The 13566-nt window shown below is 54.5% G+C and carries 10 protein-coding genes; 7 read left to right on the top strand and 3 right to left on the bottom strand.

Annotation, left to right across the window (positions count from 1 at the left end):
* Positions 1-192 precede the first annotated feature (192 nt).
* The 4 genes from Q7C21_RS01745 (at position 193) to ompC (ending at position 6586) form a co-directional block, all read left to right on the top strand.
* A complete protein-coding gene (locus tag Q7C21_RS01745) occupies positions 193-1548 on the top strand; it encodes a TolC family outer membrane protein (RefSeq protein ID WP_003854194.1) in 1356 nt (451 codons plus the stop codon).
* A gap of 16 nt (positions 1549-1564) precedes the next feature.
* Positions 1565-3709 (top strand): type I secretion system permease/ATPase, encoded by a 2145-nt coding sequence (locus Q7C21_RS01740; RefSeq protein WP_140033193.1) that lies wholly within the window; start codon positions 1565-1567, stop codon positions 3707-3709.
* Entirely contained in the window at positions 3706-4875 is a 1170-nt protein-coding gene (locus Q7C21_RS01735) for an HlyD family efflux transporter periplasmic adaptor subunit (RefSeq protein ID WP_039659744.1), read from the top strand. Before Q7C21_RS01740 ends, Q7C21_RS01735 begins: the two co-directional genes overlap by 4 nt.
* Positions 4876-5473: 598 nt before the next feature.
* Positions 5474-6586 (top strand): porin OmpC, encoded by a 1113-nt coding sequence (gene ompC, locus Q7C21_RS01730; protein WP_039659746.1) that lies wholly within the window; start codon positions 5474-5476, stop codon positions 6584-6586.
* A 361-nt stretch (positions 6587-6947) separates the two neighbouring features.
* On the opposite strand, the gene Q7C21_RS01725 is transcribed toward ompC, so the two are convergent.
* Complete coding sequence (locus tag Q7C21_RS01725; RefSeq protein WP_008926126.1) at positions 6948-7058, bottom strand: hypothetical protein; 111 nt, start codon at positions 7056-7058, stop codon at positions 6948-6950.
* A gap of 168 nt (positions 7059-7226) precedes the next feature.
* Between Q7C21_RS01725 and apbE the strand changes: the two genes are divergently transcribed.
* From apbE to Q7C21_RS01710, 3 genes are all read left to right on the top strand, one after another.
* Entirely contained in the window at positions 7227-8276 is a 1050-nt protein-coding gene (apbE, locus tag Q7C21_RS01720) for an FAD:protein FMN transferase ApbE (RefSeq protein ID WP_003854184.1), read from the top strand.
* Positions 8276-8917 (top strand): DNA oxidative demethylase AlkB, encoded by a 642-nt coding sequence (gene alkB / locus Q7C21_RS01715; RefSeq protein WP_003854182.1) that lies wholly within the window; start codon positions 8276-8278, stop codon positions 8915-8917. The genes apbE and alkB overlap by 1 nt, the downstream gene beginning before the upstream one ends.
* A 96-nt stretch (positions 8918-9013) precedes the next feature.
* On the top strand, positions 9014-10666 hold the full coding sequence (locus tag Q7C21_RS01710; protein ID WP_003854180.1) for a multidrug ABC transporter permease/ATP-binding protein: 1653 nt from the start codon (positions 9014-9016) through the stop codon (positions 10664-10666).
* A gap of 230 nt (positions 10667-10896) precedes the next feature.
* On the opposite strand, the gene Q7C21_RS01705 is transcribed toward Q7C21_RS01710, so the two are convergent.
* Positions 10897-12561 (bottom strand): carboxylesterase family protein, encoded by a 1665-nt coding sequence (locus Q7C21_RS01705; protein ID WP_375150310.1) that lies wholly within the window; start codon positions 12559-12561, stop codon positions 10897-10899.
* A gap of 254 nt (positions 12562-12815) precedes the next feature.
* Positions 12816-13532, bottom strand: coding sequence for a 4'-phosphopantetheinyl transferase superfamily protein (locus Q7C21_RS01700; protein WP_312544006.1), 717 nt, complete (start codon positions 13530-13532; stop codon positions 12816-12818).
* Positions 13533-13566 lie beyond the last annotated feature (34 nt).

Genomic DNA, 13566 nt, shown 5'->3' with positions numbered 1-13566 from the left:
GATTTCATCACTATTTAACAGGAATAAGTACAGAATATGATCTAATAATGTTAATAGTTATTTAGTGTCTCTGATGTTAATCATAAATAAAATAATGCAATAACTCTGTCAGGATCTGATCGTCATCCCTTTTGCTCGCTTTGTTCACCAGGAAAAACATCATGATGATAAAACCCCCTGTTGGTATGGATAATGAACAAAGCGCAGTTAACTTTTTTATTGTGCGCCCTGAGCGGCGTGTCAGTGAATGCGGTCTTTTCCGCACCCTTACCCAAAGCAGAATTTAACTGGCGCGCAGCGCCGACCGAAGAACAGATTGCCAGCTTAACGCTGCGCGACGCCATTCTCCGGGCCTTCGCCCGTAATCCGAAAATCTCGGAAGCGGCGGCACAGATCCACGTTGGCGAGGGCGATCTTGATGCCGCCCGCAGCGCCTGGTATCCGCAAATCTCACTACAGGGTGCGGCGGGCCGCTCCCATCAGACTGACTCCGCCGGGAGCCTCAACAACAATGGCTCCGGCGGTATCACGCTTAGCCAGCTGCTCTACGACTTTGGGCGTACCGGCAGCGCCATCGATGAACAGCATGCACTGTCAGAGGCTTATCGCTTCGGCCTGTTCGACTCCATGACCACCGTGGCGGAAGATACGCTGCAGGCCTACCTCGAAGTCAAACGCTACCAGGCGCTGGCAGACATCGCGCACACTAATATCGCTTCACTGCAGCGGGTGCGGGATATCGCGAAACTGCGCGCCGATGCGGGGCTCAACTCACAGTCAGACGTGCTGCAGGCGGAAACCCGCATCGCCGCAATGCAAGCCACGCTTGAGCAGTATCGCGCCCAGCTGCGCTCCGCTACCGCCCAACTCACTGTACTGACCGGCGTGGTGCCCGCCACACTGCCAGAACTGCCCCAGGCACTCCTGAAACAGCAGATCACCCTCGACAAAATTGCCTATGAAAGCAGCGCGGCGGTGCGCAGCGCACAGTCTAAACAGGAGGCCGCCCGTGAACGGGTACGCCAGGCACAGTCCGGTCACTGGCCAACCATCAAAGTGCAGGCGGGCCGGACCCGCTATGAAAACGATCGCCAGTCTTACTGGGATGATGAAGTGCAGCTGCAGGTGGAAGCGCCGCTCTATCAGGGTGGCATGGTCAATGCCAAAACTGAATCAGCGGAGGGCGACCGTGAGGCAGCGCAGGCTGCAGTGCAGCAAGCCAAACTCGCCATTAATCAGAACGCCTCAACCGCCTATGCCGACATGATTGGCGCGCAGCAACGGCAGGCTGCCGGGGAAGTGCAGCTGGCCAGCGCCGACCATACCCGCAATGTTTATGCCGATGAATATCGTCTGAGCAAGCGCAGCCTGAACGATCTGCTGAGTGTAGAACAGGATGTGTTTCAGGCTGACAGCTCACGTATCACCGCGCTCTACGATGGCTGGGACGCCACCGTACGCTATGCCGCCGCAGTAGACAATCTGCTCGATATCATGGGTATCGATCGCCAGCAAAGCAGCGGCGATCTCCTTCCTTCGCTGCAATAGCGATAAGGCAAAAATCATGAGTACGTTAACCCTGAACACCGATAACTGGATTGCCGCCATGCTGCGCGTCGCCGCGCGATTCGGTAAGCCTGCCGATGGCAAAACCCTGCGTCAGCAGATGCGCTGGTTTGAACATCTGCCGGTGTCACAGCAGCTGGAGCGGCTCTCCGGCCTGCTGGGACTGCATCTGACCATGGTGCCGCAGAACAAACTGCGCTGGCGTCAGGAGATCACGCCGGTGGTGCTGGTGCTGGAAAATGCCAGCGTAGCGGTGCTGGAGAATATCGATGCGGACGGCAGCGCGCGTTACTGGCTCAGTGAAGGCGGCGATGTGGTGCGTGAAAGCGCCTTATCGGAGCTGCTGACACGTGCTCAGGGCGATGTTGGCGTGATTGGGGTGGCGGCGCGTGGCCGTGATGCGCGCATCGACGAATTCATTCAGCCTTATGAGCCACACTGGTTCTGGAAAAACTTTCGCGGCATGGGGCGTCGTATCACCGAGATCTCACTGGCGTCGGTGATCGGTAATGTGCTGGCACTGGCCGGAATTCTCTTTTCGATGCAGGTCTACGATCGGGTGATTCCGGCGCAGTCACAGTCCACGCTGTGGGTGCTGTTTGTCGGGGTACTGATTGCTGCGGCGATTGAATATCTTATCCGGCTGATGCGAACCCAGGTCTCAGATTTAATGGGTAAACGCATCGACCTGAAAGTTTCCGCCATGCTGTTTGCCCGGGCGATGAGCATCCGTAATGAGGCGCGGCCGAAATCGACCGGCTCATTTATCTCGCAACTGCGTGAGATCGACCAGGTGCGCGAGTTGCTGACCTCGACCACGGTTGGTGCCGCGGCCGATCTGCCGTTTGTTATCCTGTTCCTGTTCATCATGTCGTTTATAGGCGGCTGGCTGGTGCTGATTCCGCTGGCGGCGATCCCGCTGATCGTCATTCCGGGTCTGCTGGTTCAGATTCCCATGGCGCGGCTGGCTAAAGAGGGGCTGCGTGAGGGCGCGCTGCGTAATGCCGTGCTGGTGGAGACCATTGAAGGCATTGAGGATATCAAGGCGCTTCAGGCCGAACCCTATTTCCAGCGTCAGTGGGAGCAGACGCATGAAGTCAGCGCCGCGATCAGCAATCAGCAGCGATTGTGGGGCGCGCGCCTTACCGGCTGGGCATCGACGGTGCAGCAGCTCACCTATGCAGGGATGCTGGTGTTTGGGGTTTACCTGGTGCTCGATTCACACATCACCACCGGTACGCTGGTCGCCTGTAGCCTGCTCTCATCCCGCACTATCGCTCCACTGATGCAGCTGACCATGGTCTTCTCACGCTGGCAGCACGCCAAAATGGCGATGAAAGGGCTGGATGAGTTGCTGAAAAAGCCGCTCGATCAACCTGAAGCCGCCACGCTGGCGCACTGTCCGACGCTCACCGGCCAGTACGATCTGCGCAATGTGCATTACAGCTATGACGAAGAGAATGAAAAAAATGTGCTCAACGTGCAGCAGCTGCAGATCAAGCCCGGCGAGAAGATTGCCATTCTGGGTAAGGTCGGGGCAGGGAAGTCGACCTTGCTGAAGATTCTTGCCGGTCAGGCACAGGCCAGTCAGGGCAAGGTGATTGTTGATGGTGTCGATATTGAGCGTATCGATCCCACTGATTTACGCCGTCAGCTCGGGTGGCTGTCGCATGACTCCCGCCTCTTCTTTGGCACGCTGCGGCAGAACCTGATGCTGGGCAATCCCCATGCCAGCGAACAGGAGATGCTGCAGGCACTGCGTATCAGCGGCGCACTGTCGCTGATCCAGCAGGACGCCGCCAGCCTGGATCGTATTATCAATGAAGGCGGTCGCGGGCTCTCTGGCGGGCAACGTCAGATGGTGATGCTGAGCCGATTGATCCTGCGTCAGCCGCAGGTGGTGCTGCTGGATGAACCCACTGCGGCAATGGATGAACAGCTGGAGGAGCATGTGATTCGTCAGCTGCAGGGCTGGATCAGCGGCCGGACGCTGGTGCTGGTGACGCACCGTCCGGCACTGCTGAAAATGGTCGATCGTATTGTGGTGATGGATAACGGGCGCATTGTCGCTGATGGTCCGCGCGACGAGATCCTGCGCCGCGCGACTGCACCTGCTACGGCAGGTAAAGGAGATGTGGCATGAGTCTGGTGATTGTTGATAAAGATCTTGCCCGTCATGAGCGCCGGACATCAGCGATTATCTGGCTCTGCACCGCCGCGCTGGCGATATTTCTGATCTGGGCGCACTTTGCCATTCTGGATGAGGTCACAGTGGGCACCGGTAAAGTGACGCCCTCCAGCCGCGCGCAGGTGATCGACAGCCTGGATGGCGGCATCGTCAAACAGCTTAATGTGCATGAAGGTGACATTGTTGAGAAAGGGCAGGTGCTGGCGACCCTCGATCCAACGCGCTTTCAGTCAAATTTCGGTGAAGCGCAGGCTAAAGTGCGCACGCTGCGTGCCTCGTCCGAGCGGCTGGAAGCGGAGCTGTCGGGCACGCCGCTGAAGTTCAGTGCCGAAACGCTGAAGGAGCCGAATCTGGTTACGCGCGAGCGGCAGCTCTATGAGTCGCGACGTCGTAATCTCACTGAAACCATCAGTAACCTGCAGCAGTCGCTGAAACTGGTGCAGGATGAGCTGCGGCTCACCGAACCGCTGGTGGCGAAAGGCGCGGCAGGGCAGGTTGAGGTGATCCGTCTGCGTCGTCAGGTCAGCGATCTACGTGGCAAAATCGACGAAGCGCGCAATGACTATCTGGTGCGCGCTCACGAAGAGCAGGTGAAAAACAATGCGGAACTGGATGCGCAGTTGCAGGTTGCCGCAGGCAAAGAGGATCAGCTGACGCGCGCGACGCTCTACTCGCCGGTGCGCGGCATCGTCAAAGATATTCAGGTCACCACGGTGGGTGGTGTACTGGAACCGGGCGGTAAACTGATGGAAATTGTGCCGCTGGAGGATCAACTGCTGATTGAGACGCGTATCAATCCACGCGATATCGCCTGGATTCGGCCCGGACTGGCCGCCACCGTGAAAGTCACCGCCTATGACTCCTCTATTTATGGCGATCTGCACGGCGAAGTGGAAACGGTGTCGCCAGACACGCTGCAGGATGAGGTGAAACGTGATCAATATTATTATCGTGTCTACGTTCGTACCCAGAAAGCCGAGCTGACCAACCGCACTGGCCGAAAATTCCCGATTGTGCCCGGAATGGTGGCCAATGTGGAGATTAAAACCGGTCAGAAATCCGTCATGGATTACCTGATTAAACCACTGAATAAAGTCAAAGAATCGCTGCGCGAGCGCTGAAAATGCGGTCCAGCTGAGAGGCTTATTTGCTTAATTACGGTGATAAATTAACATGGCGGATATTCAGACTATCCGGGCACAAAGTGTGCGCAATTTAACAAACTGTGCGGAAGCAGAGTGAAGTTAATTTAACCACGTTAAAAATGTTTACGAAGATATAGTGCGACGGCGAATGACAGGCAAAAAAATGCCGGACAGATTGTCCGGCGGGAAATAATAAGTTGTACATCTCATTCGGGGAGAATGAAGGTAATAATGGAATAAATGATGATAGCGGGGTCTATTCTATTATCAGATGTCGTATAAGTTTTATCATTCAGTGCTTCAGAATGCTCTGATGTAAACTGTTGATAACAAAGATATCGGAAGGGGTGTATCAATTTGTGCGGTTTTTTTTACCGATCTGTGCTGGTTATTAGTTCCCCGCTATTTACATTATGAAATAACTGTTTCGATGGATGAAACAGTTTTGGAAATTTAGTAGCATTTTCCTGGTGGATTATTACCCGCTATAAAACAACAATGACCTGCCGGCTGAATTTTTAATCATTCAGTTAGCAGTGGCAAATTATAAAGGCATATAACAGAGGGTAATAAAATGAAACGTCGCGTTCTCTCCCTGATGATTCCTGCACTGCTGGTTGCAGCAGGATCAGCAAACGCAGCTGAAATCTATAATAAAGACGGCAACAAATTAGATCTCTTCGGTAAAGTTGACGGCCTGCACTACTTCTCTGACAACAGCAGTTCCGACGGCGACCAGTCATACGTTCGCTTCGGCTTCAAAGGCGAAACAGAAATCAGCAATCAGCTGACCGGTTACGGCCAGTGGGAATACCAGGCAGCACTAAACAACTCTGAAGACCAGGGGACAGCAGACAGCTTTACCCGTGTTGGGTTCGCCGGTGTGAAATTTGGTGATGCGGGATCCTTCGACTATGGTCGTAACTACGGCGTAGCCTATGACATCGGCGCATGGACTGACGTGCTGCCTGAGTTCGGCGGCGATACCTATGGCGCGGATAACTTCATGTATCAGCGCGGTAACGGCATGGCGACCTACCGTAACAACAATTTCTTCGGTCTGGTGGATGGCTGGAACTTCGCAGTCCAGTATCAGGGTAAGAATGGCAACAGCAGCGAGTCACCGAATGGTCGTGACGTGCTGGGCCAGAACGGCGACGGCTGGGGTCTGAGCACGACCTATGATCTGGGTTCAGGCTTCGGCATTGGTGCGGCAACCTTCCAGTCTGACCGTACCAACGACCAGAACAGCGAAACATCAGGTATCCTCGGCCATGGCGATAAAGCGTCAGTGTATACTGGCGGTCTGAAATATGACGCGAACAACGTCTATCTGGCAGCGATGTACTCACGCTCCTTCAACGCAACCCGCTTCGGCAGCACCGACTCTTCAGCGTTTGGTTATGCGGATAAAGCGGATAACTGGGAACTGGTTGCGCAGTATCAATTCGACTTTGGTCTGCGCCCATCTCTGGCCTACGTGACCTCACGTGGCACCGATGTTCAGAACTGGGGCACACAGAATCTGAAAAAATATATCGATGTTGGCGCGACGTATTACTTCAACAAAAACATGTCTACCTATGTTGATTACCAGATCAACCTGCTGGACGACAACGCCTTCACCGACGCGGCCGGTATCAATACCGACGACGTGGTGGGTGTAGGCCTGGTTTACCAGTTCTAAGTGATAAGGGAGCGCAGTTACGGCTGCGCTCCTGCGTTATCTTCCGGGCTAAACGCATCAGCCTTTGGCCACTTCGTTGCTTCCGGCGCCGTTGTTTCTGATGACATAACGCTGCCAAACCGCGCGCCTTCAAATGCCACGCCTGCCAGAGTAAAAGCAGAAAAGCTCAACCAGTGATGCCATGCTGACTGCCACTTCTGTGAATTTTTCATTCTGCACCTCTCAGAGATAAACACTGTTTCAACAGTGCAGAATTCATGCCAGCTTTACCGCTCTCACAGCCACAGGCGTTACGCCCGTTTTGATACACTTGCCGCGCACGTCAGGGAGCGATTGCCCCAATCAGGTGCAGTTAAGCCCGTTACTGGCGCGGCCGGGAAGGGGTCATGTGACGATGACGACGCTGTTCGACAACTTTATAACTGCCGTAAACAAACAGACCCAGGGCAACGACCAGAATCGCATAGATCATCTGTAGCTCCTTACTTTGATTAATGTTAATCCCCTGTCGCGAGGCGGGATCAGGATAGATGACCGGGGAATGCTCTCGTGATTCAGTGAAATATTCAACTCTATTTAAGCGAATTTACCCAAACTTTATGCTTTGTAGTGGCTATTCATAAAGTGTTACAGGCGAGGAATGATGAGTTATAAGATTAATCTGCTGTTTATGTCGATTTTAATTCTGACGGCGGCGGGCTGTGATCAATCAGCACCGACAACAGCGATGGTGCTGGAAGGAAAAACCATGGGCACCGTCTGGCGGGTGAGCCTGGCGGGTGTTGAGAGTAAGCGTAAAGCGGCCTTACAGCAGCGGATTCAGCAGCAGCTGGACGCGGATGATGCCGAGCTCTCCACCTGGAAGCCGGACTCTGCGTTATCGCGCTTTAACCAGAGCCGTGACCTGTCACCGCAGCCGGTGAGTGAAAACATGGCGGACATTGTCACGACCTCGCTGCGGATTGGCCGTAAAACCGGCGGGGCGATGGACATTACCGTCGGTCCACTGGTTAATTTATGGGGCTTTGGCCCGACGAAACAGCCCATCCATACACCGGATGTAGCCCAAATTGCCGCCGCCCGTGCGCAGACCGGATTGCAGCATCTGAGAGTGCTGCAGGGTGCGGATGGACAATGGTTGCAGAAAGATTTGCCAGAGCTCTATGTCGATCTCTCGACGGTGGGTGAGGGCTTTGCCACCGATCATCTGGCACGGCTGATGGAGCAGCTCGGTATCAACAACTATCTGGTGTCAGTCGGCGGTGCCGTGCTGAGCCGGGGTCTTAATGCGCAACAGCAGCCGTGGCGGGTGGCGATCCAGAAACCCACCGATCAGGAGAATGCGGTTCAGGCACGCGTGAGTCTGCAGGGACACGGTATCAGTACATCCGGCAGCTATCGCAACTATTATGAACTGGACGGCAAGCGCATTTCTCATGTGATCGATCCCGTTACCGGACGACCCATTGAGCATAAACTGGTTTCTGCCACGGTGATTGCCACCACGGCGCTGGAAGCCGATGGCTGGGACACCGGACTGATGGTGCTCGGCACCGAGAAAGCCAAAGCGCTGGCAATTGAACAGCATCTGGCGGTCTATCTGATCAGCAAGCAGGGCGATAAATTTGTCAGCTGGATGTCGCCGCAGTTTGCTGCTTTTCTGATTCCCGCTGAATCCGGAGAACCCTGATGTTAGATCTTTTTAGTGAAGAGCAACCCTGGCAGGAGCCGCTGGCGGAGGGGGCCGTGATCCTGCGGCGCCGCGCACGTGATGACGCAGAGGCGCTGTATCAGCAGATACTGGCGATTGCGGATCAGAACCCCTTTGCCCATCGCATTACGCCGGGTGGCCATCGCATGTCGGTGGCGATGACCAACTGCGGCGATTTTGGCTGGTCGGTGGATTCACGCGGCTACAATTATCAGCAGCAGGATAACCTCAATGGCCGCAAATGGCCGCCCATGCCACCGCTGTTTCGCGAGCTGGCGCAGCAGGCCGCGGCGGAGGCGGGCTTTCCTGGCTTTAATCCGGATGCCTGTCTGCTTAATCGCTATGAACCGGGTGCGAAGCTGACGCTGCATCAGGATAAAGATGAGAAAGACCTGCACCAGCCCATCGTTTCGGTGTCGCTGGGTCTGCCGGCCGTGTTTCAGTTCGGTGGCTTCGAACGGGGCGACAGCACCCAGCGTGTGCTGCTTGAGCATGGTGATATTGTGGTGTGGGGCGGGCCGTCGCGCCTGCGTTACCACGGCATTTTGCCGCTTAAGCCAGGCGTGCATCCGCTGGCCGGCGCCTGGCGTTATAACCTGACATTTCGTCGCGCCTTTTAACCCACTACGGCAGTCACGGCGTGGTGAGAATAACTATTGCTATCATTTGGCATCCCATTAAACTGCAGGCTGTTTTTTAGCTGATGGATTGCCTGCATGACGTTGTTAAGCGTTGTTTTTCGCCAGTTTCGCTGGCCTTTTATCGGGGTCATTGCCCTGACGTTGTTAAGCGCCGTGCTGGGTATCGGCATGATCGCCTTTATCAACCGCGAAATGATTGTCGCCATCAACACCTCATTCGCGGTGCTGCCGCAGTTCCTGTTGCAGCTGGTGGTGCTGATGGCGGTGACGCTGGCTTCGCAGCTGGCACTGACGATGCTCGGGCATCAGTTTGTCTGGCGACTGCGTGGCGAGTTCATCAAGCGAATCCTTGATAGCCGGGTTGAACGCATCGAGCAACTCGGCAGTGCACAACTGCTGGCGGGACTGACCAGCGACGTGCGGGCAATTACGCTGGCTTTTGTGCGTCTGCCGGAGCTGTTTCAGGGCGTAATCATTACCCTCGGCTCAGCCATCTATCTCGCGTGGCTGTCACCAAAAATGCTGCTGGTGACCAGTCTCTGGCTGGGTGTGACGCTGGTGGGCGGCTGGATGCTGGTCTCGCGGGTTTACCAGCACATGGCAAAGTTGCGCGAAATCGAAGACAACCTCTATCGTGATTACCAGACGGTGATTGAGGGGCGTAAAGAGTTACAGCTTAACCGCTCACGTGCGCAACAGGTCTATGACACAGTTTATCAGGAAGATGCCCGCGCCTGGCGTCACCATATTGTGCGTGCCGATACTTATCATCTGAGTGCGGTCAACTGGTCAAATATCATGACCCTGGGCGCTATCGGCATGGTCTTTTTCATGGCTAACAGCCTGGGCTGGGCCAATACTGCTGTGGCCGCGACTTTCTCCCTGACGCTGCTGTTCTTACGCACGCCGCTGCTTTCTGCAGTGGGCGCGTTACCCACGTTGCTCAGCGCCCAGGTCGCATTCCGTAAGCTCAACGCCTTTGACCTCGCGCCTTATCAGGCAGGGTTTCACGCGCCCTCGGCGTCGTCAGACTGGCAAACTCTGGAGCTGCGCGACGTCTCTTTTCACTATGGTGACAACGGCTTCCAGGTCGGGCCGATTAACCTGACGCTGCGCCGGGGCGAACTGGTGTTTCTGATTGGTGGCAACGGCAGCGGAAAATCGACGCTGGCGATGCTGCTGACCGGGCTGTATCAACCGCAGTCCGGCACGCTGCTGCTGGATGGTAAAGCGATCACGGCAGACGAGCTGGATGTCTGGCGCAGTCAGTTCTCCGCGGTCTTTACCGACCTGCATCTGTTTGACCGGTTAATCGGGCGGGAAGGCGTTGCCGCCAATCCGGCGCTGGTGCAGCAGTGGCTGGAAAGGCTGAAGATGCAGGACAAGCTGAAGATTGAAGGCAATAAAGTGCTCAATCTGCGGCTCTCAAAAGGACAGAGTAAGCGACTGGCGCTGTTGCTGGCGGTGGCAGAAGAACGCGATGTGCTGCTACTGGATGAGTGGGCGGCAGATCAGGACCCACATTTCCGACGCATCTTCTATCGTGAGCTGCTGCCGTGGTTGCAGCAGGCGGGTAAAACGGTGTTTGCTATCAGCCATGACGATCACTACTTCATTCATGCCGATCGGCTGCTGGAGATGCGCGAAGGCCAGTTGACGGAGCTGACCGGTAATGAACGCGACCTCGCCACGCTCGACTCGGTTAAACGCACCGATACAGGGCTTTGACGGCAGATGGCAACACTCAGCAGCTACCGCGTTAATTGCCGTGCAGGTCGCTGAACACGGTGTTAACACTTCTGTAAGCGTCAGCAGCAGGCAGCCGTGCTGACTGAACAATCCATTGGCAGGTGTGCCTCATACGCAGTAAATCACAGATAACAGCCCTGTACGGCAGGTCATCTGCAGTGAAGTCGATGCGTTAAAGTTTGCCTCCTGCCAGCGCAGGAGGCAGCGGATTAGTGGGCGAAATGTTGATCAAGCGGTGCGCTGAACCAGCGATTGTTCAGCACGTTTTTGATAACACTATTTTTGTCTGCCGCTGACAGGGCGTTGTCCTGTTCAATGCGGGTGAGAATATCGTTATAGCTATAAGTCTTATTGCTCATGTAGATAATGGCTTTCTGCTTGTTAGCATCCATCACCAGCAGCGATTCCCCCGCTGCGGCATTTTCCGGTGTCCATTTCTTCCATTCCGGCAGGGTCTGATCGTTGGGTGACCCTGTTGCCAGGAAGTTTTTAATGTAGGAATTAAAAAATTCACCTAATGCCTGAGAGCCTTTTAGCTTCAGCGCATCCTGCGTAAATTCAGCATACTTATTTTTATCCCAAAAAGGCATAAACACGCCGTGGAAAGAACCGATGGCCGATAGTTTATCACCTGTGACAAACGCATCCGTGCCATAACGGAACTCCATCCCATACAGCGGCGCGTTATAATTTTTATACATGCGCTCAGCAGACTGGTTAACATTAAACAGGCTATATAGCAGCCCGCCATAATAATTTGCAAAGGTGTATTTATTCAGCAGCGCGGTATCATTTTTAAGCGAACCGTCTTTCACCTGTGTTGCAAACAGTGGGTCGTTACGGGCGAAGAAAGAAAACTCCTGTTGTCCTGTGGCCATGATGGCGGGGACGGCATTATAATTTTTGGTCTCAAATCCATCCTTCGGGATCACCACACCATCGCGGTAGAGATGCGGGAATTGATTCATGCGAATTCCCGCATCGCCAAAAAGCATTGCCAGATCTGCTGCCGGAAGCTGATAGAGAAAATGACGAACCTCTGGTGAGCCCGACAGGAGCCAGCTTTTCGCTGCGCCGGCATCCGGTTTAATGCCCTGTTTAACGACCAGAGGCGCTATTCTTTGCGCGAAGATGCTTTCCGCTTCATGTTTGTCAGAGGTGGTCATGCCACCACTGAAAACGATGGCTTTGTTGAAAGTATTTTTAAAAAGGGGCGATATAAGCATCGCCATCACGTCTCTGCCACCCGCTGAAAATCCGGAAACGGTAATATTATTTCTGTCACCACCAAAAGCCGAAATATTGTCTTTGATCCACGCCAGCGATTGTTTGATGTCGAGTAAGCTGTAATTCCCGGAGTCATCCAGCGGGTTGCCATCGTTCAGTGCTTTCAATGGATTAAAGCCGAGTGCGCCAAGACGGTAGTTTACGGTGACAATCACGGCATTGTATTTTTCAGCGATAAACGCCGGCGCGAACTCAGTGGAACTGCCCAGCTGATTATTGCCACCATGAATATAGACCAGCACCGGAAGCGGTGTGCTGCTCTCTGTCGGGCGATAGATATTGAGATTCAGGCAATCCTCATCACCTTTGGCTCCGTCCGGGGAAACCTGGATACAGTCTGTAGCGGGCCGGGTTGCATCGAAAACGGTTTGCCATGCGTCAGGGGAAATCGGTTTTTTCCAGCGCAGTTCCCCGACCGGTGCTTTTGCATAAGGAATACCGGTCCAGGACAGCGTGTTTTGATGCTCTGCGCCTTTGACTTTGCCTGACTGCGTCGTAATTTCAGGGGAGATCGTTTGTGCAGTGGCTGATGAGGCAAGCAAAAAGAGTAAAAAAGTCGGGGACAATCTGAACAGAGAATTTTTCATGCGTACCTTGTTCCAGGGAAATATTTCTTATACCTGAAGTGTCGCAATACCCACTCATGTCTGGCTCACAAAACAGCACAAATCCAGCCATTATCGCGTGTTACTCTTTTTTGGTGGTGAAATATGCCTGTGGCTGGCGGAACGCATCGACCCTGTTGTGCCTCTGCTTATTGTGAATTCTGATTTAGTGGTGGTCGCAAATCACAAGGTGACAGGCCAGGAAAAAACATACTGGCGTTCTGTTTAGAACGCTTTTAAAGCCGATGCATAATCAGCGTGATCACCTGATTATCGCGCCACATAAACTCCGCCTCCAGTAACGTCCCCATCGCAAAACAGCCACCGAAGTCCTGAGCCAGTTGCAGCGTCGCGCGCTGCTGCGCGAAATCTACCGACACCAGTGCAGCATCCAGAAAATCCATCGGCTGATGCAGTTGTGGCCACAGCGCTTTATAAAGGCTCTCTTTGAGAGAGAAGAGCAGCGTCGCGGCAGTGCTGAAGGAGACGGGCAGCGTCTGCAAAAGTTGCTGTTCCTGCGCATTCATCAACAACTCTGCCGTTTCCTGCGCCGTCGTCTCTGACATCAACTGCTCAACATCGACGCCAACCGCACAGCGTTGCCGGGTTGCCGCTACCACGACCACACCGGCACTGTGCGACAGCGACGCCTGAACGCCAGCGGGCCAGCAGGGGGAGCGATCGGGTGCGTTGGTCAGGATGAAATCGGCAATGCCCAGCTCTTTCATTACCGACCGGACCAGTAAACGGCTGGCGAGGTATTCAGCACGCCGTTTAGTGACAGCCTGCTGCAGTCGGGCGGGTAAGGGAATACCCCATTCGACAGCCAGCACGTCATGATACTTTTGCGGGTCAAAGCGACTCACCGCCAGCAAATAATCGCTGTGGTTCAGGTGGCTGGAAAGAATAAAGCCGCCTGGAACAGGCGGCAGCGGCAGGTCGGGATAGCGCATGCGAAACCATTTAAGCCAAAAAGGCATTAAATCA

It is taken from the genome of Pantoea sp. ANP04 (assembly GCF_041982285.1).
Lineage (GTDB): Bacteria > Pseudomonadota > Gammaproteobacteria > Enterobacterales > Enterobacteriaceae > Pantoea > Pantoea eucalypti.
This window is presented reverse-complemented; position numbering and strand designations above follow the sequence as displayed.

Bases quoted from the DNA above. Each gene is read 5' to 3' on its own strand.
- Q7C21_RS01745 (WP_003854194.1), top strand. From the start codon at position 193: ATGAACAAAGCGCAGTTAACTTTTTTATTGTGCGCCCTGAGCGGCGTG.
- Q7C21_RS01740 (WP_140033193.1), top strand. From the start codon at position 1,565: ATGAGTACGTTAACCCTGAACACCGATAACTGGATTGCCGCCATGCTG.
- Q7C21_RS01735 (WP_039659744.1), top strand. From the start codon at position 3,706: ATGAGTCTGGTGATTGTTGATAAAGATCTTGCCCGTCATGAGCGCCGG.
- ompC (WP_039659746.1), top strand. From the start codon at position 5,474: ATGAAACGTCGCGTTCTCTCCCTGATGATTCCTGCACTGCTGGTTGCA.
- Q7C21_RS01725 (WP_008926126.1), bottom strand. From the start codon at position 7,058: ATGATCTATGCGATTCTGGTCGTTGCCCTGGGTCTGTTTGTTTACGGC.
- apbE (WP_003854184.1), top strand. From the start codon at position 7,227: ATGATGAGTTATAAGATTAATCTGCTGTTTATGTCGATTTTAATTCTG.
- alkB (WP_003854182.1), top strand. From the start codon at position 8,276: ATGTTAGATCTTTTTAGTGAAGAGCAACCCTGGCAGGAGCCGCTGGCG.
- Q7C21_RS01710 (WP_003854180.1), top strand. From the start codon at position 9,014: ATGACGTTGTTAAGCGTTGTTTTTCGCCAGTTTCGCTGGCCTTTTATC.
- Q7C21_RS01705 (WP_375150310.1), bottom strand. From the start codon at position 12,561: ATGAAAAATTCTCTGTTCAGATTGTCCCCGACTTTTTTACTCTTTTTG.
- Q7C21_RS01700 (WP_312544006.1), bottom strand. From the start codon at position 13,532: ATGCGCTATCCCGACCTGCCGCTGCCGCCTGTTCCAGGCGGCTTTATT.